This window comes from Neorhizobium sp. DAR64860/K0K1 (genome assembly GCF_050500205.1).
GTDB classification, from domain to species: domain Bacteria; phylum Pseudomonadota; class Alphaproteobacteria; order Rhizobiales; family Rhizobiaceae; genus Neorhizobium; species Neorhizobium soli.
The window spans coordinates 14,045-39,667 of sequence record NZ_CP191459.1 but is presented as its reverse complement, the minus strand read 5'-3'; the positions used below and the strand labels follow the sequence as shown (position 1 = coordinate 39,667).

Genomic DNA, 25,623 nt, shown 5'->3' with positions numbered 1-25,623 from the left:
TTTGAGTTTGCTGGAAACGACGATTAACGGGCGAAAGCGCCGTAGCAACCACGCAACGGTGGTCGCTGGGCTTGGCCGCGGGATCGTTTCCGGCACGTTCCCCGAAGGCTCTCTCCTGCCCGGCGACACCGAGCTTTCCGCACGGTTCGGCGTATCGCGCACGGTGTTGCGCGAGGCGATGAAGACGCTGTCTGCCAAGCGGCTGGTCGAAGCCAAGGCGAAGGTCGGTACCCGCGTCCTCGACAGTTCGAGCTGGAATTTCTTCGACGCGGATGTCTTGAGTTGGCGTTTCGAGACGAGTCTCGACTACGAGTTCATCGAGCATCTGGCCGAAATGCGCACCGCGCTTGAGCCGGCAGCGGCGGCGGCGGCGGCTTTGAGGGCAACGAGCGACGACATCGTTTCGCTTTACGCGATCGCTGCCAAATTCGACAATCTCAACCACACGCCGGAATCGATCGCCAACGTGGATCTCGAATTCCACCTGGCCATTGCCCGCATGTCGGGCAATCCGTTCATGCGTTCGGCAAGCGCTTTGATCGAGGCGGCACTGGCGATTTCCTTCCAGCTGTCGTCACCGGCCGCGTCGCCGGAAATGATCGACGAAGTCGCCTCCAACCATCTGCGCATCGCCCATGCCATCGCGTCCCGCGATCCGCAAAAGGCGATGTCGGCGATGCGTCATGTGATCGACGTCGGCAAAATCCGCATCCGCACGTCGCTGGATGCTGCGGAGAACGTGCCAGGCAACAAGACCGCCGAGCTGCGCTTCCCGGATTCTACCCGAGTTCCAACGTCGTGACCCCGAAGATATCGGCTGTCCGCGCACTCGGTGGCAGGCCGCGATACATTCGGGCCGTGGTGAAACCTTTTTGGAATCCGGCTTCTGAAAGATAGTCCGAAAATCCCTGCTGCGGCGCCGGCACATCGATATGGACAGTCTCGCCTTCGGTTTCCGCGACGAGGCTTTGCAGCAGCGTGACGGCTTCGGTCGTACCCATGGCGAAAAGCGGACCGATCTTAAAACCGTCGTTACATCTGCGACAGACGCCATATCCTCTGATCTCTCCATCATCGATCAGGACCTTCGTCGACCTCGGCGGCTTCAGCCACTCGGAAAGAAACGCTTTGCGGACTTGCGGGAAGACGCTGCGATCGTAGTGGATGATAGCCGGCAAATTACCGACGCTGACATCGGTCACGCCGGCGACGGCGGTACCCCTGAGGCGGCCACTCCAGCGTATAGTCTCGTAGAACGGCTCGAACCCCATGCTGCGATAATTCTGCTGTTGCTCCGCAACGCCATCGAGACCGATCGTCCGGCCCTCGATATGGGCCATCCCGGCATCCCATACACGCCGGCCCATACCCTGCCCGCGAAAATCGGGATGCGCGATATAGAGGCCGATAAAGCCGAAGTCGTTGCCGTATCGCACCGCGGAAATGCCTGATGCGAACACGCCATCGACGAAACAGCCGAAGAAACCATCGGGGTCCGCCGCATGGAAAGCCGCCGCATCGGCAAGCCCGGGGTTCCAGCCTTCCGCTCTCGCCCAGTCGAGAAGGCATTCGAGCTCCGAAAGTGCCAGCGTCCGGATGACGGCTGAGCCTGTCATCGCGTCGCAAGCCTGCTAGGCGCAAAACCCTCGAGAAGCCCCGCATACGGCTTGTTGACCGGCGTCGCATAGGCGCCGTTTTTAGCTGTCGACAGGCCGAGTGCCACCAGCATTTCCGCCTGTTTGACGGCAGCCGCGACACCATCCACGACCGGCACCCCGAATTCGGCCCGCAGCTCTGCGGTAAGGTCGGCCATGCCGGCGCAACCGAGCACGATCGCCTCGGCCTTGTCTTCCTTCAAGGCTAGCGCGATTTCTAAGCGGAGGCGCTCGCGCGCATTGGATGTGGGATCTTCCAGCGACAGGACCGGAATATCGGCGGCCCGCACCTTGCAGCGGCCGGACATGCCATAGCGATGGACGAGATGTTCGAGCGGCAGGCGCGAGCGTTCCATGGTCGTCACGATCGTGAAGCGTTGCGCGATAAAGGCGGTGGCAGAAAGCGCCGCTTCGCAGATGCCGATAACCGGGATGTTTGCGAGAGCCCGCGCCGCATCGAGCCCCGTATCATCGAAACAGGCGATGATCGCCGCGTCGGCACCGGCCTTTTCACCCTTGGCAAGCTCGACCAAAAGGCCGGGGACCGCAAACACCTCATCATAATAGCCCTCGATCGACACCGGCCCCATGGACGATGTGACGGCCTCGATCTGCGTGCCGGAATTGGCAACGCGGGCGGCGCTGTCGGCAACGGTCGCCGTCATGCTGGCCGTTGTATTGGGGTTGACGATCAGAATGCGCATCGCGTGGCATCAGCTCCGCAGGCGGCGACGGTTGATATAGACGATCAAGCCGAGCGTTCCGGCAATGACCAGGAACGAGAACACCGTCGTCACCGTCCCCAGCGCATAGAGCACCGGCGTCGTGACATTAGTGGTCATGCCGTAGATCTCGAGCGGCAGCGTATTGTACGTGCCAGCCGTCATCAGCGTGCGGGCAAACTCGTCATAGGAAAGCGTGAAGCCGAACAGCCCGACGCCGATAAGGCTGGGGGCGATCATCGGCAGCACGACATTGGAAAAAGTCTGCCAGGACGAGGCGCCGAGATCGCGCGCAGCCTCCTCATAGGCGGGCGAAAAGCGGTTGAACACCGCGAACATGATCAGCACGCCGAACGGCAGGGTCCATGTCAGATGCGCGCCGAAGGCAGACGTGTACCAGGACGGTTCGAGCCCGAACTGCTGAAAGACGACACCGATGCCGAGCGAGACGATGATCGACGGCACGACGAGACTGGCGACCGCCAGATAAAAGAGAGCCGTCGCACCGGCAAACTTGCGGCGAAAGGCAAGACCAGCCAGAAGCGCCACGACGACCGTGACAATCATCACCATCACCCCGAGCGCTGTGGAGCGGCGGAACGAACCGCCGAAATCGCCGACCGCCTGGGTCTCGAACAGGTTGACGAACCAGCGGGTGGAAACGCCGTTCAAGGGGAACGTCAGGCCACCGTTCGGTCCCTGGAACGACAGGATCAGCACCGCAGACAGCGGGCCGTAGAGAAACAGCACGAAGATGGCGAAGAATAGGGCGAGGAAATAGAATTCACGGCCGCGCTTGTCGCTGTGCATCTCAAAGCTCCCCCATCTTCACAGTTCTTTGCGGATATCGACGATGCGCAGGATGCCCGCGACCATCAAGAGAACGAGGACCAGAAGAACCACCGCGTTGGCGGCAGCAGCCGGATATTGCAGCAGCGACATCTGGTTCTTCATCATCAGCGCCACCGACGCGCTTTGCCCACCGGACATGACCTGCACGGTGGAAAAGTCGGCCATCACCAGCGTCACCACGAAGATCGTGCCGATCGCCATGCCGGGTTTGGCCAGCGGAATGATGACGTTGGTCAGGATCTGAAAGGACGAGGCACCGGCATCACGCGCCGCTTCGACCAGCGATTTATCAATGCGCATCAGCGTGTTGAAGATCGGCGTCACCATGAACAGCGTGTAGAGATGCACCATGGCAAGCACCACGGCAAAGTCAGAATAAAGCAGCCACTGGATCGGCTCCGGCACGATGCCGGCACTGACGAGCGCGCTGTTGATCAACCCGTTTCGCCCGAGAACCGGGATCCACGAAATCATCCTGATGATGTTGGATGTCAGGAAGGGAACGGTGCAGACCAGAAACAGCACCATCTGCATCGCCGAGGTGCGAATGTGGAAGGCGAGAAAATAGGCGACCCAGAATCCAACGAAAAGCGTGATCGCCCAGACGATGGCCGCAAATTTCAGCGTGTTGAGATAGGTCTTCCAGGTGACCCAGGATCCGAGCGTCTCCACATAGTTCATGGTCAGAAAGTCGGGATACATCTGGGCGAAATCGTAATCCCAGAAACTGACGATCACGATCATCAGGATCGGAAGCGCCAGAAAGAAACCAAGGATCAGAGTCAGCGGCGTCGCCTGCAGATAGGAGACGAGGCCGAGCGGGATGCGAAAGCTGCGGGCTTTGGGCATTTCCGGTTTCACCGCGTCCGCGGATGTGATCGTCGCCATCGGTGTTTCCTGCCTTCGTCGAAAGATGGAGCGGTGCCGCAAGTCCCCCTCCCCCTTGTGGGGAGGGTGGCCGGCAGGCCGGGAGGGGTTTTGAAGAAAGGCCCCTCCCTAACCCTCCCCACAAGGGGAGGGGACATGTCGTACCTGCCGTTACGCCGCGATGAACTCGTTCCAGCGGCGAACCATGTAACGGTCCTCATCCATCACCGAATTCCAGCAGGCCACATGGCCCATGCGCTCCTCGAAGGAACCGCCGTCGCGAACCGCACCGGCCTTTTCCATGACCTTGCCATCGGGCGCGACGATATCGCCCTGGGCTGCCTTGCCTTCGATCCAGTAGCCCCACTCGTCGGCCGACATGTGTTCCTTGGCGGTGTCCATGGCGGCGGAATAGTAACCCTGGCGGTTGAGGTAGGCGCCGACCCAACCGGATGTGTACCAGTTGATATATTCATAGACCGCATCGAGCTTGGCGCCGGAAAGATGCGCGGCAAGACCGAGACCGCCGCCCCACGAGCGATAGCCTTCCTTGAGCGGCTGATATTTGCAGGCGATGCCCTTGGAGCGGACAGCGGCAACGGCCGGCGACCACATCGACTGGATGATGACTTCGCCCGACGACATCAGGTTGACGCTTTCGTCGAACGACTTCCAGAACGCGCGGAACTGGCCAGCCTGCTTGGCCTTGATCAGGAAATCGATGGTCGCATCGATCTCGGCCTTGGTCATGTTGCCCTTGTCGGCATACTTGATGTTGCCCATGGCTTCCATGATCATCGCGGCATCCATGATGCCGATCGACGGAATGTTCAGGATCGACGTCTTGCCCTTGAACTTCGGGTCCATGATATCGGCCCAGGTCGTGATCTCACGGCCGACCAGATCCGGACGAATGCCGAGCGTATCGGCATTGTAGATCGTCGGCATCATGGTGAACCACTGGGTCTCTTCCTTGGCGAATTTCTTGTCGCCCGCCTTTTCGACGAAGCCGACCGTATGCGGCGCCGTGCCCTGGGCGATCACGCTGTCCGGCTTCAGCTTGCCGTTCTTGAACAGCGGCACGACCTTGTCGTAATATTTCAGCTTCTTCACATCCATCGGCTGGATGACGCCTGCCGGATAGACCTTCTTGAGGATCCAGTATTCGATGTCGGCGATGTCGTAGGAATTCGGCTGCGTGACGGCGCGCTGGGCCGCGGCATCCGAGTCGGTTGCGGTCATCTCGAGCGTGATGCCGAGATCGGCCTTGCACTTTTCAGCAATCGCATTGAGGTTCGAAACGCCGGTACCGAACTGGCGGATCGTGATCGGGTTCTGCGCCCAGATGGTCGGGAAGCCGGTAATGGCGCCTGAGCCGGCAGCAAGGCCGGCAGCGGCAGATGCGGTCTTCAGCAGCGAGCGGCGCGAAAGTCCCTTTGCGGTCTTTTTGATTTCAGTCATTCCCATGTTCTCCTCTAGTTGATTATTGTGAGCGGGATCAGTGCTTGAGGCGCCCGAGGACAATGGCGTCCTCCCGGCCCCAGCATAGGGGGATCGCCTCTCCGACCTTGACCGGATTGGCGAAAAAATCGGTGTCGGAGAGGATCGCGGTAAAATCCTCGATGCCGGCGCCGTTGACCGACAGCTTCACCGAGGAACCGCGATATTCAATATTGGTGATCGAGCCGGTAAAGCCGAGGCCCGTCTCGGACGGCTGGCCGATCCGGACATGATCGGTGCGGATGGCGATATCGGCCTGATCGGTGAGGTCGCCATTGTCTCCGACGGCGAGAAAATCGGCACCGGCCGGCACCGACAGCATCAGTTCCTGGCCATCGCTCTTCGTGACGCGACCGGAAATGACGTTGTGGTCGCCCATGAACTTCGCGACGAAAGCCGTCGCCGGCTTTTCGAACACGACGCGCGGATGAGCCGCCTGCTCAATGCGGCCGTCGTTCATGATGACGATGATATCGGCAAGCGCCATCGCCTCTTCCTGGCTGTGCGTCACATGCACGAACGTGATGCCGAGCGAGGTCTGCAGCTTCTTCAACTCCGCGCGCATGCGGATCTTCAAAAACGGATCGAGCGCCGAAAGCGGCTCATCGAGCAACAGGGCTTCGGGATCGGTGATCAGCGCACGCGCCAGTGCCACGCGCTGCTGCTGACCGCCTGATAGCTGGGCCGGGCGGCGTGTCGCATAGCCTTCCATCTGCATCAGCCGCAGCAGGTCCATCGCCTTGGCACGGCGGACATCCTTGTCGACGCCCTTCATCTTCAGGGAGAAGGCGACGTTATCGACCAGATCGAGATGCGGAAACAGCGCGTAGGACTGGAACATCATCGCCGTGCCGCGTTTGGCCGGCGGAAGATCCGTCACCACCGTGTTGCCGAGCCGCACGTCGCCCGACGTGATGCTCTCGTGGCCGGCGATCATTCTCAGCGTCGAGGTCTTGCCGCAGCCGGACGGACCGAGCAGGCAGCAATAGGTGCCGGCCGGGATCTTGAGACTGATCGCATGGACCGCTGTCGTCGTCCCATAGGTCTTGGTGACGGAGGCGATATCGATTTCGGCGGCTTTGCTCATTCGTGGCTCCCTGCTTGCGAAATGAGATGCATCCGCCGTGCCAGTTCCGGTAACCCTTTGACCGCACTGGAACATCGGTTTGCGCTGAAAGAACCGTTTGCGTGCAATGCGCAAAAATCATGCGATCGATGCCGATCCCATGCGCAAATCGTATGCAATCCTTGCCGTGGATCGAAGACATCCGTTCTGGCAATCTCTATTTGTCTGGAGTAATGGAGATTAACGGGATGTGGTGATGAGTATCAGCGAGCAGATCATTCTCAGCGAGACGACGCCGGAAGACCGGTCTATGGCGATACGCGAAGCGCTGCGCAACGCGATCATCGACCGTCGCCTGGCGCCGGGAACCAAGCTTTCGGAAGCCGAAGTCGGCTCGCTGTTCGATGTCAGTCGCACCGTCGCCCGCGCCGCGCTGCAGATGCTGACCTTCGAAGGCCTGGTAAAGACCGAGCGAAACCGCGGCGCCTTCGTCTCCAATCCGTCGCCGGACGAAGCACGCCAGATCTTTGCCTCGCGCCGGCTGATCGAGCCCGGCATAGTCGCGGCGGCGCTCGAGCGGATCACCCAGGATGACATCGAAGAGTTCCGGCGCCAGCTTCAGGAAGAAGAGCGCTACATGACCGAGCGCGGTCCGGCCGCACGACGCGCCGAGATCAAGGCTTCCGGTGATTTCCACCTGATGCTGGCTTCCGTCGCCGGCAATTCCATTCTGCAGCGCTTCATGGACGAACTGATAGCCCGCTCGTCACTGGTGATTGCGCTTTACGGCCGTTCGGGCGTATCGAGCTGCGGCCATAACGAGCACTTCGCCATTCTCGACGCCCTCAAGGACGGCAATGGCGAACGGGCAGCAGCTCTGATGCTGCACCATATCGATCATATCGAAGCCGATCTCGACCTGCAGGAAAAGCAGGGCCTCGGCTTGAAACTCGCGCTCGCGATCGGCTGATCGATCAGTATCTGCGCACTTACCCAGGTTCTATATTGCAGTGCGAAAGCGCGTTGACTCTGTTTCCGAAGCTCTGTCTATTTGCTTCCATGCTTGGCCGGTTCACGCCGCCGAGCCAATAAACGGGAACAGCAATCGGCACGCGTATGCCGATAACGTGGAGACATCACCAATGCTGAAGAGACATCTGCTGAAGGCCGCCGTCGGCGCCGCGCTTCTCGTAACCACGGCGTTTTCCGCCCATGCCGCAGATGACGCGCTTGCCCGCATCAAGGCGGCCGGCGTCATGAAGGTCGGCACGGAAACCGCTTTTGCTCCTTTCGACTTTATCGATGCCGGCACGCATACGGGCCTCAACGTCGATTTCTTCGCAGAACTCGGCAAGGATCTCGGCGTCAAGATCGAATGGGTCGAGCTTCCCTGGGATGGCGTCTTCCCGGCGCTGGAAGCCGGCAAGTTCGATTTCGTCGCGGGCCCTGCCACCATCACCAAGGCACGCCTGGAACGCTTCAAGATGACCGCGCCGATCGCTGAAGCCACCGTCGCCATCCTGAAGAAAGCCGGCGATACATCGATCACCAAGCCTGAAGACATTGCCGGCAAGGCCGTCGGCGCCGGCAAGGCGACCGCGCAGCTTGCTCAGCTGCAGCAATATTCCGAGACTCTTCCGACCAAGGTGACCGCCCGCGAATACGTTTCCTTCAACGACGCCTACGCGGATCTGGCTGCCGGCCGTATCGTCGCCGTCGCAAATTCGCTGCCGAACATTGCCTTCGTCGCAAAGCAGCGCGCCGGCGTCTTCGAAGTGGTGACGCCCGCCTTCGGCAAGAAGGCCTATTTCGGCTTCATCGGCAAGAAGGACGCCGACAGCGCGAGCCTCGTCGAATACGTCAATTCCGAAGTCATCAAGATGAAGAAGGACGGGCGCCTCGCCAAGCTGCAGGAAAAGTGGTTCGGCACAACGTTCGATACGCCGGACGAAGTGAAAGAACCTGCGTTCTAAGACACCTTGCGAACGGGCAGGATAGGACAGCTCCTGTCCTGCCCGCTTCACCCACTGCTCCATCCGCCCGCCGCATCCCCCGGGCGAGACGTGACGACAGATGACGTTCAAACTATTCACGCTTCTCCTGCAGGCGGCGGTGTCGACCATCGGCATCAGCCTGGTCTCGATTGCGATCGGATTCGTCATCGCGATCCTGCTTTCGGCCGCGACCCTGTCCGGCAAGACGATCTACTCGGCTCCTGCAAGACTGTTCGTCAGCTTCTTCCGCGGCGTGCCGCTGCTTGTCCAGCTGCTGTTGATCTACACGCTGCTGCCGGCGATCGGCCTCAACGTGCCAAGCATCGTCGCGGCGATTATCGGCTTGTCGCTCTGCACCGCGGCCTATCAGGCGGAAAACCTGCGCGGCGGCTTCTCCAGCGTGCCGAAAGGGTTGATCGAGGCAGCTGAGGTGACGGGCTTCAATCCGCTTCAGATCTTTGCGCGGATCCAGGTCCCAATCGCTCTTCGGTTGACCCTCCCGACGCTGGTCAACGAATCGATCATGATCCTGAAGGCATCGTCGCTTGTGTCTGTCGTCGGTATCATCGAGCTGACAAAGATGGCACAGGATCTGGCCTCCAGCACCTACCAGCCGATCCCAATCTTCCTCAGTGCCGGACTGGTCTATTTCGTGATCTGCTCGACGATCGCGCTTCTCGGTCGCTACGCGGAAAGATCCATGGCGAGGACCTCCGCATGATGTTCAATCCTCAGGTCATCATCGAAAAGCTGCCCGAACTCGGCAGCGGGCTGTTCGTCACGCTTCTGCTCTGGATCGCCGGCATTGCCGGTGGCGTCGTCATCGGCTTTCTCGTGGCAACCGCCCGCCGCTTCGGTGGGTTCGCCACCAACGCAGTCCTGGGCTCCGTTGTCGAAGTACTGCGCGGCACGCCCTTCCTGATCCAGATCTTTCTTCTCTACTACGGCGGTCCGTTCGTCGGCCTGATGCTGGATCCGATCCCCTGCGGCCTCATCGGTCTGACGGTCTATAGTGCCGCCTATTACAGCGAGATCTTCCGCGCCGGCTTTGCCGCCGTTCCTGTTGGCCATGTGGAAGCCGCCGGCTGCCTTGGCATGACACGCCTGCAGACGATCCGCCGCATCCAGATCCCGGAAATGGCGCTGATCGTGTTGCCGCCGGCGGTCAACCTTTCGGTCATTCTGCTGAAGGAATCCGCCGTTCTGTCGATCATCACCGTGCCGGAACTGACGGCCACCGTCAGCGCCATCGGCTCGCAGCAATATGCCTATCTCGAGGCGATCTTCATTCTCGCTGTCGTCTACTGGGCACTTGTCGAGCTGACCGACCGGCTTGGCCGCGCCGCCGAATACCGGCTTTCCCGTTTGAGGTTTTTGAAAGCATGACCCTACCCGCCATCACCATCCGCAACCTGGTCAAGCGGTTCGGAGAGACGACCGTTCTGCAGGATATCAATCTCGAAATACCCGAGGGCAAGGTTTCCTGCCTGATCGGCCCTTCCGGCTCCGGCAAGAGCACGCTTTTGCGATGCCTGGCGTTCCTGGAAGAATCAACCAGCGGCATGATCACCATCAACGGCGAGGCGCTCGGCTTTTTCGAAAAGCCCGACGGCAAGCGCGAACGACTGCCCCCGGCGCAGATCCGCACTGTCCGCGCCCAAACCGGCATGGTCTTCCAGCAGTTCAATCTCTGGCCGCACATGACGGCGCTCGGCAATGTCAGCGAAGCCCTGAAGATCGTCCGGAAGCTCTCGAAAGCCGACGCCGAGGAAAAGGCCATGGCGCAGCTGCGCAAGGTCGGCCTGGAAAACCGCGCCGGGCATTACCCGTCGCAATTGTCCGGCGGCCAGCAGCAGCGCGTCGCGATCGCCCGGGCCCTCGCACTCGAGCCGAAGATCATGCTGTTCGACGAAGCGACATCAGCGCTCGACCCGGAACTGACGGGCGAAGTGCTGAAAGTGATGCGGGATCTGGCCGAAGAGGGCATGACCATGGTCGTCGTGACCCACGAGATCGGTTTTGCCGCGACCGTCGGCCAGCAGATCTCGTTCCTCGACCATGGCAAGCTGCTGTTTTCCGGCCCGCCCTCGGAGGTTTTTGCCAAACCCCGCCATCCGCGGCTCGACCAGTTCCTCGATACCTATCTCGACCGTGGCGCCAGCATGCTCATCTGACGAGCCGTCAGAACCGCCGCGTCGGGCGGTCAAGCACGGTGCGGCCCATCAGGCTGGCGGTCAGATCCACCAGCAGGGTGGCGGTACGGCCCCGTTCATCGAGGAACGGGTTGAGCTCGACCAGATCGAGGCTCGTGACGAGACCGCTGTCATGCAGCATTTCCATCACCAGATGCGCCTCGCGGAATGTCGCGCCACCCGGCACCGTGGTTCCGACGGCGGGAGCGACCGAAGGATCGAGGAAATCCACATCGAGGCTGACATGCAGCAGGCCGCCCGCGGCCTCGACCTTTTCAATGAAGGAGCGCAGCACGGCACCCACACCATGTTCATCGATCGCGCGCATATCATGCACCGTGATGTCGCTTTTGTTGATCGCCGAGCGCTCCTGCGGATCGACGCTACGGATGCCGATCATGCAGACATTGGCCGGATCGACCGGATGCGTCAGGGGCGGGAAATAGCCTTCAAAGCCCGGTTGTCCCGTGAAATAGGCAACGGGAACGCCGTGCAGGTTGCCGCTGCCGGTCGTTTCCAGCGTGTGGAAATCCGTATGCGCATCGACCCAGAGAACAAAGAGCGGGCGCTGCTTTTCCGACGCGGTGCGTGCCAGGCCCGCGACGATGCCGGCCGACATTGCGTGATCGCCGCCGAGAAAGATCGGCATGCCCTCGGCACTTTCGCGGTGGGCGATCTTGGTCAGCAGTTCGACCCAGGCGACGATCTGAGGCAGTCGGCGAACCGCCGGGTTGGGATGGGTGATATCAGAGACCGGCGGCAGCGCCAGATTGCCGAGATCGCTCACCTGATGCCCGAGGTCGGCGAGCGCGCCGGCAAGGCCTGCGGTGCGCAACGCACTCGGCCCCATCTCGCAACCGAGCTGGGATGCTCCATCCTGAAGGGGAACGCCGATGAGTTTGCAATGCATGCTGTTTTTCCGTCGCTGACCGAATCTTGGGGCTCAAGACCTACCACGGAACGCGGCCGATAGGCAGCAGCCAGCCTCATCCATGGAAAATCGGGCGGAGGAAGGAGCGGGTACGGGATATCCCGCTCCGTCCGATGTCAGAGTGCTGCGCGCTTGTCGTGTTTGGCGAGGCGTGCGAGCAGATAATCGACTTCTGCCTTGGCGGCCGGCGTCAGCATCTGGGCGGGCTTGCGCTGCGCATCGGAGGCAATCACGCCACGGCGCTTGAGCACGTGCTTCCGAACCGCGAGACCGATGCCGAGCTGCTGCTCATAGCGGATCAGCGGCAGATGCGCGTCGAACAGGTCATGCGCCTCGTCGCGTTTGCCAGCGGCAAAAAGCCCGATCAGCTCGGTCAGCATGTCCGGGAAACCGTAGCCGGTCATTGCCCCATCGGCGCCGCGCTCCGGCTCGAAATCGAGGAACATGCCGCCATTGCCGCAGAGAATGGAGAACGGCCGCAACTCTCCGGCCTTCTGCATCGCGCGCAGCCTGGAAATCTTTTCAAGACCCGGCCAGTCCTCATGCTTCAGCATCAGGCAGGAGGGATGGTTGGTGATGATCTTGGCGACCACGCTGGTTGCGATCACCGTGTTGAGCGTCAGCGGATAGTCCTGCAGCACCCATGGCACGTCTTCACCAACCGCTTCCACGGCGCCTGCAAAATAATTGATGGTCTGGTCGTCGGTCTTGGCGCCCTGCCCCGGCGCGATCATCACGCCTGCGGCACCCATGTCCATGGAGGAGCGAGCGAGCGACCGCATGGCGGCGAAACCGGGCGCCGACACGCCGACGATGATCGGCACCTTGGCACGGGAAACCACCCGCTTGATGATCGCCCGGCTTTCATCCGCCTCCAGCTTCGGCGCCTCTCCCATGATGCCGAGAATGGTAATGCCGGTGCAGCCGCTCTCCTCATAGAAATCGGTCAGCCGATCGACGGAATCGAAATCGATCGAACCATCCTCATGAAACGGTGTCGCGGCAATGGCGTAAACGCCCTTGGTTTCGGCATTGAATGTCATGAAATCTCCTCTCAGTATCGAACGAGCTGCAGGGTAATTCGCGTCAGGACCTCCGGTAATAGCAAAGGCCTGTCCGACTCCGGCTGTTCGACCGGTATAATGATGTGGACGAAGAACACCATGCCCGCCATCCCGATCGGCGGAGTTACGGTTTCAAGCCGTCCTCCGTCACCGATCTCAAAGCGAATCAGACCCGTTTGCCACCCTGGGCAACGAGACGTCCACCCTTGAACACACGCCTGTTGCGGGGGAAAGCGACGACCGCTTCCGGAATATTGGCAGCCGAAAGCGTCACAAAATCCGCCTGCGCGCCAATCTTGATGCCATAGCCCTCTATCCTCAGCGCCTTGGCTGTTTCCGAAGTGACGATGTCGAAGGCGGCTGTCAGTTCGTCGTCGGTGTAGAAGCCCGAGCGATATCCGATGATTTCCGCGCGGTGCAGCATGTCGCCATCGCCATAGGGCCACCAGCTGTCGCGAATATTGTCGCTGCCGCTGAACACGGTGACGCCTTCTCGCCGCAACAGAGCGACCGGCGGGAAATTGTGGTTGCCCGGCGCATTGGTCATGATCGAAACGCCGCTTTTCGCAATCGTTGCGGCAATTTTGCGCGCCGCGTCAGCGTCGAGATCTCCAAGCCCATAGGCATGGCTGATCGCGACATGGCCCTGCATGCCGAGCGCCACCGTGCGGGCGCAAATCTCCTCGATGGTAAACGCGCCCATGCTGCCGGAATCGTGGAGATGAATGTCGATATCGACACCGTGCTTTTCGGCAACGCCGAAGACCACATCGAGATGGCCGGTGACGTCACGATCGAAACTGGCTGGATCGAGACCGCCGACCAGATCGGCACCCAGCCCGATGGCCTCGTCCAGCAGCGCCGGTGTGCCGGGGCTCCTGAGGATGCCGCTCTGCGGAAAAGCCACCAGCTGGAGATCGATCACATCCCTATAGTCCTCGCGAACCGCCAGGATCGTCTCCAGCGATTTTAACCCGACCGAACCATCGACCATCACGTGGCTGCGCATGGAAAGCGTGCCATTGGCGATGCAGAGATCGAGCTGATCGTGGGCCCGCTTGTCCATCGGCGCCGCGGCAGCCATGTTCTCCGCCTGGAAGGTGACCCGCTCCTGCACGTCGAAACCGTTGGTGCAGGGCCGATGCGGCATCCATTTATCGCCGTAGAAGCTCGTATCCAGATGGATGTGCCCTTCGACAAGACCCGGAACCAGCAACTCGCCGCCGATGTCGATGACCTCGGCAGAAGGAGTAACCGAGCCTGCTGCTTCAATCGCAGATATCCGGCCCGACTCGACGTGAATATCGCGCAGAACGCCCTCCGCCAGCCTGGCATTGGTGAAAACCGTCGTGCTTTTGGTCATGGGCTTCCTCAAATTCTAGCATCGTTTACAGCGTCGGGTCGGCGGCAACCCCCTGGTTTATACGGCTTATTGCCCGCTATGCGACCAATATCCGATCAAGATAACGGAGTTAGGTGTCGCGGCAGGCTTGCTCGCCAGAGATATCAATGCTTAAGATACTTTGCGTAGTCGGTGGCAAGAAAATTTGGCGTTGATACGGGCCGGGCATCACGGTGTTCATGGTGCTGGGGTTGATAGTGAAGCGGTGGCGCTATAGTTTGCCCATCGCAATTTCGCGGATTACATAGGAAACAGGTTTCTCATGGCGACAGGTACGGTTAAATTCTTCAACGACGACAAGGGCTTCGGCTTCATCACGCCTGAGAATGGCGGCCAGGACGTGTTCGTTCACGTTTCTGCTCTGCAGCGCGGCGGCTCGCTTCGCGAAGGTGACAAGGTCAGCTTCGAAGTCGGACAGGATCGCAAGACCGGTAAATCGAAGGCTGAAAACGTCTCGGTTCTCTAAGCGACGATAAAAAGCGCCTAGCCTGCTTTAGGGTGGGCTAGGCACATTCTGCGGGTTAATCCATCGGTTGTGCCGCCAAATATGGCTGGAAACCAAACCAGGTCTCATCGGTTCATTCGGCTGAGATCCAGTGCACGGTTGCGAATGATCGCCTCCATCGCGAAAAAGCCCGTCACCGTCGCAAGATCGAAATTCGTGATGAGCTTCTGATAAAATGCGTCATACCCGGATATTCCGCGGGTCACGACCTTGATCAGATAATCCCAATCTCCCCCGATCCTGTAAAAGTCGATCACCTCCGGCAGGCGATCCACATGACTGCGAAAATCGTCGGCCCATTCCTTGGAATGGTGGCGTGTGCGAATCATCACAATGACCGTCAGATCGAACCCCAGCAGGTCGAGATCGATCTCGGATCGCGAATTGCCGATGATCCCGCTGGCCTGCAGACGCTGCAGCCTGCGCCAGCATGCATTTTGCGAAAGCCCGACAAGCTCTGCCAAATCACGCTGCGACAAGGCCGAGTTGCGTTGCAGGCTTGTGAGGATCCGTAGATCGATTTCATCGAAATTCAGGTCTTTATCGATCATGTGACACAGTTCCTGGCAAAATCAGCGCAAATACGGTGAAGAATTCAGACCCTGCTTCAGTTTATAATCGCAGTCAACTCGTCAAGGAGATCGACAATGCGCCAGCTGGCTGACTGCATGCCACGAACCGAACCCGAAACTGCTCTTCAGGGATTTCGTCGCAGTCTGGCTGGCGCCGATCCGATTGCAGCACTGACCTCGGGAATGATTGGCGCGTCCGCCAAGGTGGACGGGCCATACGGCCTGAAGGATCTCATCTATGCCGATTATGTGGCGTCAGGACGGGCGCTCCGGCAGGTGGAAACCTTCGTTCTTGAAGAGGTCCTGCCTTACTATGCCAACAGCCATACGGAAGCGTCCTTTTGCGGAGCGATGATGACCCGCATGCGCCGTGAAGCGCGTGCCACTATCGCCGAATGCTGTGGCGCCGACAGCCGCCACGCGGTGATCTTTGCCGGATCCGGTGCAACGGCCGGCATCAACCGCCTGGTCAAGTTGCTCGGCGTCGAGGATGCGGTCACTACCGGCAAACCCGCCCGCGTCATCATCGGCCCCTACGAGCATCATTCGAACATCCTCCCCTGGCGGGAAAGCGGCGCTGAGATCATCGAAATTCAGGAAGGTTGCGATGGAGGCCCTGACCTCATCCTCCTGGAAAAGGCTCTTGAGGACAGCAGGGACGTTCTGACGATCTGCTCGTTTTCGGCCGCATCGAACATCACCGGTATCCTGACGGATATCGAAGCGGTCACCCGGCTCGCAAAATCGGCAGGCGCAAAGATCCTCTGGGATTTCGCCGGCGCAGGTCCCTATATCCCAATCACGATGACACCGGCTGAAGGCGCCGAGATCGACGCCATCGTCGTATCGCCCCATAAATTCCTCGGTGGCCCCGGTGCCTCCGGTATCCTCGTGGTCAGACGCGATGCAGTCGTCACTACAAAACCCTCTTGGCCAGGCGGCGGCACCGTCAAATTCGTCTCCCCGACGGGCCACGATTACAGCGACAATATCGAAGCGCGCGAAGAAGCCGGAACCCCCAACGTCATCGGCGATATCCGCGCTGCACTCGCCTTCTTGGTCAAGCACGCAATCGGCCTCGAGAGAATTGCGAGCCTGAACGAGGATTTCACCGCGCGCGCACTCGAGGCTTGGCAGGGCATTCCCCAGATCGAGCTGTTGGGCTCGATGAGCATGTCGAGACTGCCGATCTTTTCGTTTCGCCTCAGGGATGGAAAGGGTGGCTATGTGCATCAGCAGCTGATCACCCGCATGCTTTCCGATCGCTTCGGCATACAGGCACGCGGCGGCTGCGCCTGCGCCGGCCCCTATGTCCACCGGCTTCTGTCGATCGATGACGAGCATTCGGAGCGGATCAGGCAATCGATCCGGAACGGCAACGAAATCGAGAAACCGGGTTTCACCCGGCTCAATCTGAGCGTTCTCCATTCCGAGGAAAAAGTCAGGTTCATCCTCGAAGCGGTGATCCAACTTGCCCGGGATGCCCCTTCCCATACAGCGTCATACATGGTCGATCGCAGCCGGGCGATATTCTCGCCTCTCGCTCCACCGTTGGAGGCGACGGCATAGGCTTTTGCCAAACGCCTCCCGTTTGGCGTGCCCACCCGGCCGGCTTGCGGGTATGACCCCCGTGACGTAGCGCGACCTACCGGCGGAGGATGCCGCTTTCGTGCTCAAGTTGATCAGGCGCTGGTCATGATTCCTGGCTCCGAGGGTGAGGCGAACTCTTTAAGAGTTTCGCGGAAAGCGCGCGCGAACCGTCAGATCAGCCTTTGCAACGTCAGCGCGATCGGGCCCTTCGCGCGCGTATTTTTCTTTTTTGAAAACCATTTGACTAAATACGTGACCGCTGACACACTTTCGTCATTCGGAGACATTCGAAATGGCGCTGCGCGGTACCAACCAGGAATCCGGAAGGCCCTACAACAGACGGATCGTCTTGGAAGCGATCCGCCTGACTGGTCCGACGACGCGTGGCGAAATTGCCGAACGGGTTCACCTCACCGTACAGACTGTCTCTACCATTGTCCGGGAACTCGAAGAACAAGAGCTCATCGTCTCGGTGCGCGAAAAGCCTCGGGGCCGCGGTATTCCGCCCTCGAAGCTGACCGTCAATCCGGAGGGTGGGCATGCGGTCGGCATTCACCTGACGCCGCTTGGCATCGACGTTGCCTTGGTCAATCTGCGCGGTGATGTCGTCGAGAGCCGCCACCGCAGCGCGTCCAACCCGACGCCGGACGAAGCCTTCGCTCTGATTGGCGAGATGGTGGACGAACTCAAGGCAAGCCCATGCCGCGGCCGCCTGCTGGGCGCCGGACTGGCTTTGCCCGGGCCGTTCGACGTGGAATCCATCAGCTTCGTTGGCCCGACAACGATGACCGGCTGGAAAGACGTCGACATCAATTCCCGCCTCACAGAGGCGACAGGTCTGCCGGCCTTTATGGAAAACGACATGGCGGCAGCGGCGCTCGGCGAGCAGCTCTACGGTCTCGGCCAACAGATTTCGGATTACTATTACCTGTTCTTCGGCGTCGGCCTTGGCGGCGCGATGATGCATGACGGGACAGTGATGCGCGGCGCCTGGGGCAATGCCGGCGAAATCGGCCATATCCCCGCCGTTCCCGATGGCGAGCCCTGCCCCTGCGGCAACAATGGCTGCCTTGAGCGCTATCTTTCGCTCGAGGCCTTCACGCGGCGCGGCCTGCCCGAAGCCGAATGGGTCCGCGAGATCGCGCCGATCTTTCGCAATGCCATCCGCACGATCGAGAACCTTTTCGATCCAGAGACTGTCGTGCTCGGTGGCCTGGCGCCGCAGTCTTTGATCGAGCAGCTTGCCGCACTGGCGGACGGCCTGAGCAATTCGGTTTCCGCCCGCACCAACCGCCCGCATCCACGTGTCGTCGTCGCCAGTGACTGCCAGCATTCGGCACTCCGAGGCGCAGCCGCGCTAGCCGTTTTCGGCGTCCTGTCGCCGCGCTTCGGCCAGATGTTCGAGACTTCAGAGAAGGGGACTGTCGAATGACCGAAAAACTGCTTGTCCTGAATGATATCCGCAAGAATTTCGGCGCGATCGAAGCGCTCAAGGGCATCAGTTTCTCGATCGGAAAGGGAGAAGTGGTCGCCCTTCTTGGCGACAACGGCGCAGGCAAGTCCACGCTTGTGAAGATCATCTCGGGTGGTCTGCAACCCACGTCAGGTCAGATGCTCTTCGAAGGCGAAGAGTTCGAGGCAAAGACGCCTGCCGAGGCCAAGGCAGCCGGCATCGAGACGGTCTACCAGGACCTGTCTCTCTGCACCAATGTGGACGTCGTCGCCAATTTCTTCATGGGCCGCGAGATCACCCGCAAGATCGCGGGCATCCCCTTCCTCGATGAGCGTGCGATGGAGGAAATCACGACCAAGGCACTGACCAGTGCCGGCACCCGCATTCCCTCCATGCGCACCAAGGTCGAGCATCTGTCCGGCGGCCAGCGGCAGGCGATCGAGCTCAACCGTTTTGCCCATTGGGGTGGCAAGCTCCTCTTGCTGGACGAGCCGTTCGCCGCACTTGGGGTCGAACAGACGCGGCGGGGATTGGACATGATCCGCCATGTCGCCAGCCAGGGCATCGGTGTCGTCATCATCACCCACATCATGCAGCAGGCCTTTCAGGTCGCAGACCGCATCGTCGTCATCCGCCACGGCGTCGTCGCCGGCGATGTCGACAGAACCAAGACAAGCCCGGATGCAGTGATCGAAATGATCACAGGGCAAACCCTCACCGGCGCCGGACCGGTGGGTAAACAATGACAAGGGGTCCGGCGTAAAACTGGAGAGAACGATCATGAGACGAATAATGCTAAGCTTGCTGAGCGTTTTGGTGCTCGGCCTTTCAATGCTCACAACGGCGGCCGCACAGTCCAAGGGTACGGTCTATTATCTTGTGCCGACACTGCTCGACGAATTCCAGACCGGCTCGGTCAGCGCTTTAGAAATGTTTCTGAAGCAGACCGGCTACGAGATGAAAACCCTTAACGCCGACAACAAGACAGACGCACAGCAGTCGCAGATGAACGATGTCATCGCCTTGAAGCCGGCGGCGATCATCCTCGCCGCTGTCGACTTCAACGCATTGAAACCATCCATCGAGGCAGCCCGTGCGGCCGGTATTCCGGTCGTCGAGTTCGACCGTCAGGTCACCTCGACCGTGTCAGACTTCACCTCGGTCGCCGGGACGATCGAGATCGGCCATGTTGCCGCGCAACAGGCTGAAGCGATGCTCAAGGCGAAGAATGGCGACGTGAAGGGCAAGATCCTGCAGGTTCTGGGCGACCCTGGCGATCCCTACACGCTCGATATCCAGAAGGGCTTCGAAGAGAAGATGAAGGCCTTCCCGAAGGTGACCATCATCTCTGTGCCCGCCATGCAGTGGGAAGCCAGCAATGCAGGGACGATCGTCTCCGATCAGATGCTGGCCAATCCCGATATCAACCTGATCTTCCTGCATGCAGCCCATCTTTCGGTTGCAGCCGTCGCCTCTTTGGAATCAGCCGGCAAGAAGCCAGGTGACGTCATGATGATGAGCTCGAACGGCGCTCCCGTCGGCCTCGATCTGATCCGCAAGGGCTGGCTCAATACCGAAGTCGAGCAACCGCTTTATGCCCAGGCGGCAGCCATTGCCATGTTCATGGACAAGATCGTCGGCAAGCAGGAAATTAAGGCCGGCGACTATGACGTGCTTGGCCTGAAAGGGGTCGTGACGAAGGAAGCCTGGGGGCCGAACATCAAGATCCCGGGTGCGGCGATCACCAAGGAGAATGTCGACAACCCGGCCTTCTGGGGCAACATGAAAGCGCCGACAGCCTCGATCAAATCCGTCGAATAACAACCCTTCATCCGGGGTCGAAAGACCCCGGACTCCTTCCCTCAAGTCCGGATTTGCCGCATGAAGCCCCGTACGCGCAAAAGTCTAGAATCTGTACTCGATAACCTCGTCTGGTTCATGCTCATCGTCGTGCTTGCCCTGTTTTCGGCCCTGATCCCGAACTATTTCCAGATCGGCATTTTCACAAACATCATCGAAGCGTCGAGCGTGCTGGGCGTGATGTCGATCGGCCTGGCTCTGGTGATCATCGCCGGCCATATGGACCTTTCGGTAGAATCCGTTGCCGCTTTGGCGGCCATGGCGGTCGGCATCCTTTTCTGCTCGGCAGGGATCGGCATGGGGATCAAGCTCTCACCGCAATGGCTGATGATCCCAGCGTCACTGCTCGTTGCCTGCGGGATCGGCGCTTTGATCGGTCTCTTCAACGGCTTCCTTGTCGTGAAACTGAAGATGAGCGCCTTCATCATCACGCTTGCCTCCTTCATTTGGGTGCGCGGCATCGTGCTGGCGGTTTCCGGCGGGCGCTCCGCCCAGGATCTGGATCCGGCCATCCGCTGGTTCGCCATCGAGCGCGTGGCTGGCATTCCGCTGTCAGCCTGGATTGCGATTGCCTGTTTCGTGGTCTTTTCGGTGCTGATGGCCAAGACGCCATTCGGCCGGCACCTGGTAATGATCGGCGGGAACGAGACCGCCGCTTACCGCGCCGGCATTCGCGTCACCCGCAACTTGATCATCGCCTTTGTACTTGCAGGCGCCATTGCCGGCCTGGCTGGATGGCTGCTTGCCATACGCACATCAGGCGCCACGGCAAACCTCGGCGTTGGGCTGCTGTTCAACGCCTTTGCGGCAGTCGTCATCGGTGGTGTCAGCCTCAAGGGCGGTGTCGGTGCGCTGCCCGGCGTCTACGCCGGAGTGCTGCTCCTCTCGTCCATCAACACCGCCATCAACCTGATGGGTCTGCCGGCAAACTATACCCAGGTCATCCACGGCTTCCTGGTGCTTGCAGCGGTTCTACTCGATACGTTCAAACAAAGGCTCCGCCAGAGGCTCGCATGACAGACAGATTGAAAGACAAGGTGGCGCTGGTCATCGGCGCATCGCGCGGCATCGGCAAGGCAATCGCCGTCCGCTTCCAGGAGGAAGGCGCAAAGCTGGTGCTGGCTGATTCCGAGGCCGACGACGGCAAGGCGGCAGCCGATGATCTCGGCATCGACTTCGTCCGCACCGACATCTCGAAGATGGAAGACGCCGTTGCCGCGGTCGAGTTCACACTCGAACGTCACGGGCGGCTCGACATCATCGTCCAGAACGCCGGCATCTATCCGTGGCAGCTCATCGAGAATACGTCTCCGGAAGACTGGGACAGCGTGATGGGGGTAAATCTGCGTGGATGCTTCAACGCCGCACGCGCCGCGCTGACGCCGATGAAAAAGCAGGGCTCGGGGCGGATCCTGTTTACGTCATCCATCACCGGCCCGCATGTTACAAGCCCGGGCCACGGCCACTACGCGGCGAGCAAGGCTGGCATCAACGGCTTCATTCGCTCAGCGGCGCTGGAGTTCTCGTCCTATGGCATCAATGTCAATGGCGTCGAGCCCGGCAACATATTGACGGAAGCGATCCAGCTGCATCGTAGCGCCGCCTTCATCAAGAACATGGAGGACGCAATTCCGCTCGCCCGCCTCGGCTCGCCGCGCGACGTTGCCAATGCCTTCCTGTTTCTCGCCTCCGACGATGCGAGCTATGTGACCGGCACCACCATCGTCGTCGATGGCGGGCAGCTCCTGCCGGAAGGCGCGGACTTCAGGCTCCTGCCATCCTGATCATTTCCAGCATCCGGGACCAGCTCTGTGTCGATCGTCGACGACCTATCCGTCATCCGTTTGCCGACGGGATGCGGGAAACCTCGGCCAAGGCAGAGCGGGTCGCCTGATGATGTCGCCTTTGCCGATAGGCATGGAACTGCGTATCGGCAATAACACCCACGAGAATGACCGCACCCATGACCGCGAAATTGAGCGATGAGGGAATGCCGAGCAGGTTGACGAGGTTCTGGAGGACCTGAAGCAACACGACCCCGAGCACCACCCCGACGATCGAGCCTTCCCCACCCCGCAGGGAAAATCCGCCGAGGACCGCAGCCGCGATGGCATAGAGCTCGTAAAAATTCCCATGCGACGAGGGCTGGACGGACTTAGTGTACATGGCGAAGAAAATGGCCGAGACGCCTGTCAGAAAGGCACAGAGAACATAGGCCGTGACGATCACGCGCTTTGTATTGATCCCGCAATAACGAGCCGCCTCCTCGTTCTTTCCGACGGCCAGAAGATGACGTCCGAAAACGGTTCGATGCAGGAGAAACCATGCAAGCACCGCAAACACGGCAAAAGCCATGACGGAATGGGGAACGCCCGCTGTTCGTCCGACGAACAGATATTCGAGCATGGGAAGATCCGTCCCGAAGGTAAAGCCGGCCGTCCCGTCCCTCGTATAGAAGCGCGCTATGCCTCGGTAGATCAGCAGACCGCAGAGTGTGACGACGAAGGGCTGCAGCTTGAGCCGTGTAATGAGCCAGCCATGCAACAATCCGATCACAACCGACAGGACAAGCACGATCGCAAAGGCGACAGGCCAGGGAACGCCATGCGAGGCGATCAGGTCGATGAAGATGACGCCGAGAAGGGCGATGACGGAGCCGATCGAAAGCTCGATCCCTGCGGTGACGATGACGAAGGCCTCGGCAATCGAAAACAGCCCGAACAGTCCAATCAGATTGGCTGTGTTGGCAAGATTGACCGGTGAAATGAAACGCGGATTGACCAGTGTCACGATGGCGCCCACGGTCAGAACGAGGACGGCAAGGCCGATGTCTTTCTTGTGCATGCCAATCTCCTATCCGACCGCCAGACTGAGGATCGCTTCTTCGGACAGATCCGCCCGCGACAGGATGCCGGCAATGGCCCCGCGCCGCATCACCGCCACGCGCGTCGAGACACCGATGACTTCCTCCATATCGGACGAGATCATCAGCACCGCGGCTCCGCCCTCCGCGAGATCGCGCATGAGGCGGTAAACCTCAGCCTTCGCTCCGACATCGATGCCTCTCGTCGGCTCGTCGAGAATGATGAGCCTGGGATCGAGACCGAGCCACTTTGCCAGAACGACCTTCTGCTGGTTGCCGCCCGACAATTCGCTGACCGCACGGTCGAGCCGCGGCGCACGGATCGATAGCCGGCTGCGGGATCGATCGGCGATCTCCATTTCGGCCCCGCGATCGACGAAGCCAGCGGTCGCGATCGCCGAAAGGTTCGGCATCACCACGTTTTCAGAAAGAGAGAAGTCGAGGAACAGTCCCTCACCCTTGCGGTCTTCCGGCACCAAACAGACGCCGGCGGCGATTGCTGCCGGCACCGACCCGGATGCGATCGGCTTGTCGTTCATCTCGACACGACCGCCCTGGACGGGATCGATGCCAAAGATCGCGCGCGCAAGTTCCGTCCGACCTGCGCCGACCAGACCGGCAAGGCCGAGAATTTCCCCGCCTCGAACCTCGAGATCGACCGGGGCCTGCGGATAGGCTTCGGTTCTGAGATTTCGTGTCCGAAGCACCACCGGCCCCTGCCTTACATGCGGGGGCGTGTAGAATTGCGTCACATCGCGGCCGATCATCAATCGCACCATGGCATCTCGATTGATGCTGCCGCTTCGGAGCTCCCCGGCATTTCGACCGTCCCTGAGCCCGACCACCCGGTCTGCGACGGCTTCGACTTCAGCGAGGCGATGGGTAATAAACAGGATGGCCACTCCATCTGCCCGCAACCGGCGCACCACATCGAGCAACCGTTGGGTTTCCGCAAGCGTGAGGCTCGATGTCGGTTCGTCGAGGATCAGAAGGCGGACATTGGTCGAGAGCGCCTTGGCGATTTCCATCAGCTGCTGGTCCGCCAGCGAAAGTTCCGAAGCCTGGGTGGATGGCTGAAAGCGAGCGCCCAGCATGTCGAGCAGTGGTTTCACCCGCTCGGCCATGGCCGCATGGTCGATAAAACCGAAGCGGCGGCTACGCGGCTCACGGCCCAGGAGAACGTTGCCCGCCACATCGAGATTGAAAAATGGGTTGAGCTCCTGGTGCACGAACGCGATGCCACGGGCCAAGGCCTCGGAGGGTGTCAGATGGGACGCCGTCTTCCCATCGATGACGATCTCACCTTCATCGGGCACGATCGTGCCCCCAAGCACCTTCATGAGCGTGGATTTTCCAGCACCGTTTTCGCCGATCAACCCGACAACTTCACCGCCCCGGATGCCGAGCGACACCTGATTGAGCGCCACAGCGCTTGGATAGACCTTGGTGATGCCGATGAGATCAAGAGATATGCGGGCGGCAGCTATCATCTGGCGTGAACCTCGAATGCGTTGAGGGCCAGCGCGCAGCCCGAAAGATCCGCGCTGGCCGCGTCAAGGCGCGTATTACCCGCCCATCCGCGCCTTGAGCTGCTTTTCGAACGCATCGACATTCGCCTTGTCGATGACTTTGGTCGGCACGATGATCAATCCATCTGCCGGCACTTTCGACTTGTCGCCCTCCAGGTACGCCGCCATCAGCTTCATCCCCTGGTAGCCCCATTGATAGGGGTCCTGAACGACCGTGCCTGCAAACTGGCCTTGCCGCACGGCTCCGAGCGTGATCGGATCTTCATCGAAAGCGATGACCGTGATGTTTCCGAGCTTTCCGGCCGCTTTCAACGCTTCATAGATCTTTGGTGGATTGTAGGAATAAAAGCCCACCATGCAGGTAATGTCCGGATTTGCCGCGAGGACATCGTCGACATTGGACCGCGCGCGGGCGAAATCGACGTCATCGCCCCGCACATCGACGAGTTCGATCGACTTGCCCTTCACGGCCTGGCGAAAACCGTCGATCCGCTCCCTGGCGTTATCAGCGCCAAGGAAGCCGACAAAACCCATACATTTACCACCCTTGGGCAACGCCTTGACCGCGATTTCCCCCGCCTGGATGCCGGCCTGGGTATTGGACGAACCCAGATAGGCGATGCGCTTCGACTGCGGCGCATCGCTGTCCGTCGTAAAGAGCGGAACCTGCGCTGCGATGCGGTTGAAGGCATCGACGGAATTCTTCGGGTCAGCCGACGAGATCATGATTGCGTCGGTCCCCGCAGCCACGAGGTCATCCATCAGGGCGTTCTGCAGTGCAGCCGTGCCCTGCGTGGGATAACGGAACTGCAACTCGAAATCCGGAAGCTCGGTCTGCGCCGCCTTGACCCCTGCCTCGGCCAGCTTCCAGAAATCGGAAGCGGCATTGACAACGAAGGCGAGAGCCTTTTTCTCTGCAGCGACCGCTGGCATAGCCACCATGGTCGCCATGGCCACGAGGGCCGTGATCGTAATCCTTTTCATCTTGTCCTCCCGCAACCCACTC

The 25,623-nt window shown here is 60.3% G+C and carries 26 protein-coding genes; 13 read left to right on the top strand and 13 right to left on the bottom strand.

The annotated features are described in order from the left end of the window. Position 1: 1 nt before the first annotated feature. Positions 2–802, top strand: coding sequence for a FadR/GntR family transcriptional regulator (locus tag ACQY1J_RS04840; protein WP_082471960.1), 801 nt, complete (start codon positions 2–4; stop codon positions 800–802). Here the strand turns inward: ACQY1J_RS04840 and ACQY1J_RS04835 are convergent. From ACQY1J_RS04835 to ACQY1J_RS04810, 6 genes are all read right to left on the bottom strand, one after another. Next, complete coding sequence (locus tag ACQY1J_RS04835) at positions 780–1,616, bottom strand: GNAT family N-acetyltransferase (protein WP_430250837.1); 837 nt, start codon at positions 1,614–1,616, stop codon at positions 780–782. The two genes, ACQY1J_RS04840 and ACQY1J_RS04835, sit on opposite strands and share 23 nt — an antisense overlap. Then, a complete protein-coding gene (locus ACQY1J_RS04830; protein WP_430250836.1) occupies positions 1,613–2,359 on the bottom strand; it encodes an aspartate/glutamate racemase family protein in 747 nt (248 codons plus the stop codon). The genes ACQY1J_RS04835 and ACQY1J_RS04830 overlap by 4 nt, the downstream gene beginning before the upstream one ends. 9 nt (positions 2,360–2,368) lie before the next feature. Beyond that, on the bottom strand, positions 2,369–3,187 hold the full coding sequence (locus ACQY1J_RS04825) for an ABC transporter permease (RefSeq protein ID WP_430250835.1): 819 nt from the start codon (positions 3,185–3,187) through the stop codon (positions 2,369–2,371). An 18-nt stretch (positions 3,188–3,205) separates the two neighbouring features. After that, positions 3,206–4,117: an ABC transporter permease gene (locus ACQY1J_RS04820; protein ID WP_209902442.1), complete on the bottom strand. Its 912-nt coding sequence runs from the start codon at positions 4,115–4,117 to the stop codon at positions 3,206–3,208. A 150-nt stretch (positions 4,118–4,267) separates the two neighbouring features. After that, positions 4,268–5,557 (bottom strand): ABC transporter substrate-binding protein, encoded by a 1,290-nt coding sequence (locus ACQY1J_RS04815; protein ID WP_430250834.1) that lies wholly within the window; start codon positions 5,555–5,557, stop codon positions 4,268–4,270. Between the two features lie 37 nt (positions 5,558–5,594). Next, a complete protein-coding gene (locus tag ACQY1J_RS04810) occupies positions 5,595–6,683 on the bottom strand; it encodes an ABC transporter ATP-binding protein (protein WP_192077900.1) in 1,089 nt (362 codons plus the stop codon). Between the two features lie 235 nt (positions 6,684–6,918). On the opposite strand from ACQY1J_RS04810, the gene ACQY1J_RS04805 reads away from it, so the two are divergent. The 5 genes from ACQY1J_RS04805 to ACQY1J_RS04785 all read left to right on the top strand — a co-directional run bounded on the left by ACQY1J_RS04805 (position 6,919) and on the right by ACQY1J_RS04785 (position 10,830). Continuing rightward, positions 6,919–7,632 carry a GntR family transcriptional regulator gene (locus ACQY1J_RS04805; protein WP_430250833.1) on the top strand — a complete coding sequence of 238 codons (714 nt, stop codon included), beginning with the start codon at positions 6,919–6,921 and terminating at the stop codon, positions 7,630–7,632. A 172-nt stretch (positions 7,633–7,804) separates the two neighbouring features. Beyond that, entirely contained in the window at positions 7,805–8,635 is an 831-nt protein-coding gene (locus tag ACQY1J_RS04800) for a transporter substrate-binding domain-containing protein (protein WP_062581505.1), read from the top strand. 100 nt (positions 8,636–8,735) lie between these two features. Continuing rightward, positions 8,736–9,377, top strand: coding sequence for an amino acid ABC transporter permease (locus ACQY1J_RS04795; protein ID WP_062462075.1), 642 nt, complete (start codon positions 8,736–8,738; stop codon positions 9,375–9,377). Continuing rightward, the gene (locus ACQY1J_RS04790; protein WP_209902446.1) at positions 9,374–10,042 is read left to right on the top strand and encodes an amino acid ABC transporter permease; all 669 of its coding nucleotides are present in this window, start codon (positions 9,374–9,376) and stop codon (positions 10,040–10,042) included. Before ACQY1J_RS04795 ends, ACQY1J_RS04790 begins: the two co-directional genes overlap by 4 nt. After that, positions 10,039–10,830: an amino acid ABC transporter ATP-binding protein gene (locus ACQY1J_RS04785; RefSeq protein WP_113165627.1), complete on the top strand. Its 792-nt coding sequence runs from the start codon at positions 10,039–10,041 to the stop codon at positions 10,828–10,830. The genes ACQY1J_RS04790 and ACQY1J_RS04785 overlap by 4 nt, the downstream gene beginning before the upstream one ends. Before the next feature lie 7 nt (positions 10,831–10,837). Here the strand turns inward: ACQY1J_RS04785 and rocF are convergent, their stop codons facing one another. The 3 genes from rocF to ACQY1J_RS04770 form a co-directional block, all read right to left on the bottom strand. Then, on the bottom strand, positions 10,838–11,758 hold the full coding sequence (rocF, locus tag ACQY1J_RS04780; RefSeq protein ID WP_430241702.1) for an arginase: 921 nt from the start codon (positions 11,756–11,758) through the stop codon (positions 10,838–10,840). 137 nt (positions 11,759–11,895) lie between these two features. Next, a complete protein-coding gene (locus ACQY1J_RS04775) occupies positions 11,896–12,822 on the bottom strand; it encodes a dihydrodipicolinate synthase family protein (protein ID WP_174197215.1) in 927 nt (308 codons plus the stop codon). A 187-nt stretch (positions 12,823–13,009) separates the two neighbouring features. After that, positions 13,010–14,206 carry an amidohydrolase family protein gene (locus ACQY1J_RS04770; RefSeq protein WP_430250832.1) on the bottom strand — a complete coding sequence of 399 codons (1,197 nt, stop codon included), beginning with the start codon at positions 14,204–14,206 and terminating at the stop codon, positions 13,010–13,012. A 301-nt stretch (positions 14,207–14,507) separates the two neighbouring features. Here ACQY1J_RS04770 and ACQY1J_RS04765 point away from each other — a divergent pair, with 301 nt between their 5' ends. Beyond that, a complete protein-coding gene (locus ACQY1J_RS04765; protein ID WP_012760580.1) occupies positions 14,508–14,711 on the top strand; it encodes a cold-shock protein in 204 nt (67 codons plus the stop codon). A 104-nt stretch (positions 14,712–14,815) separates the two neighbouring features. Here ACQY1J_RS04765 and ACQY1J_RS04760 read toward each other — a convergent pair whose 3' ends face one another. Then, the gene (locus ACQY1J_RS04760; protein WP_430250831.1) at positions 14,816–15,301 is read right to left on the bottom strand and encodes an Lrp/AsnC family transcriptional regulator; all 486 of its coding nucleotides are present in this window, start codon (positions 15,299–15,301) and stop codon (positions 14,816–14,818) included. 96 nt (positions 15,302–15,397) lie between these two features. Between ACQY1J_RS04760 and ACQY1J_RS04755 the strand changes: the two genes are divergently transcribed. From ACQY1J_RS04755 to ACQY1J_RS04730, 6 genes are all read left to right on the top strand, one after another. Then, entirely contained in the window at positions 15,398–16,891 is a 1,494-nt protein-coding gene (locus ACQY1J_RS04755; RefSeq protein WP_430250830.1) for an aminotransferase class V-fold PLP-dependent enzyme, read from the top strand. A gap of 313 nt (positions 16,892–17,204) precedes the next feature. Continuing rightward, on the top strand, positions 17,205–18,344 hold the full coding sequence (locus tag ACQY1J_RS04750; protein ID WP_209902456.1) for an ROK family transcriptional regulator: 1,140 nt from the start codon (positions 17,205–17,207) through the stop codon (positions 18,342–18,344). After that, positions 18,341–19,111: an ATP-binding cassette domain-containing protein gene (locus tag ACQY1J_RS04745; RefSeq protein ID WP_062462050.1), complete on the top strand. Its 771-nt coding sequence runs from the start codon at positions 18,341–18,343 to the stop codon at positions 19,109–19,111. The genes ACQY1J_RS04750 and ACQY1J_RS04745 overlap by 4 nt, the downstream gene beginning before the upstream one ends. Before the next feature lie 34 nt (positions 19,112–19,145). Continuing rightward, a complete protein-coding gene (locus ACQY1J_RS04740) occupies positions 19,146–20,186 on the top strand; it encodes a sugar ABC transporter substrate-binding protein (protein WP_062581491.1) in 1,041 nt (346 codons plus the stop codon). 60 nt (positions 20,187–20,246) lie between these two features. After that, complete coding sequence (locus ACQY1J_RS04735; RefSeq protein ID WP_192085572.1) at positions 20,247–21,242, top strand: ABC transporter permease; 996 nt, start codon at positions 20,247–20,249, stop codon at positions 21,240–21,242. Then, positions 21,239–22,009: an SDR family oxidoreductase gene (locus ACQY1J_RS04730; RefSeq protein ID WP_430241692.1), complete on the top strand. Its 771-nt coding sequence runs from the start codon at positions 21,239–21,241 to the stop codon at positions 22,007–22,009. The genes ACQY1J_RS04735 and ACQY1J_RS04730 overlap by 4 nt, the downstream gene beginning before the upstream one ends. 52 nt (positions 22,010–22,061) lie before the next feature. On the opposite strand, the gene ACQY1J_RS04725 is transcribed toward ACQY1J_RS04730, so the two are convergent. The 3 genes from ACQY1J_RS04725 to ACQY1J_RS04715 all read right to left on the bottom strand — a co-directional run bounded on the left by ACQY1J_RS04725 (position 22,062) and on the right by ACQY1J_RS04715 (position 25,601). Beyond that, entirely contained in the window at positions 22,062–23,069 is a 1,008-nt protein-coding gene (locus ACQY1J_RS04725; RefSeq protein WP_430250829.1) for an ABC transporter permease, read from the bottom strand. A gap of 9 nt (positions 23,070–23,078) precedes the next feature. After that, positions 23,079–24,578, bottom strand: coding sequence for a sugar ABC transporter ATP-binding protein (locus tag ACQY1J_RS04720; protein WP_430250828.1), 1,500 nt, complete (start codon positions 24,576–24,578; stop codon positions 23,079–23,081). Between the two features lie 75 nt (positions 24,579–24,653). Further along, a complete protein-coding gene (locus tag ACQY1J_RS04715; protein ID WP_430250827.1) occupies positions 24,654–25,601 on the bottom strand; it encodes a sugar-binding protein in 948 nt (315 codons plus the stop codon). Between the last annotated feature and the right edge of the window lie 22 nt (positions 25,602–25,623).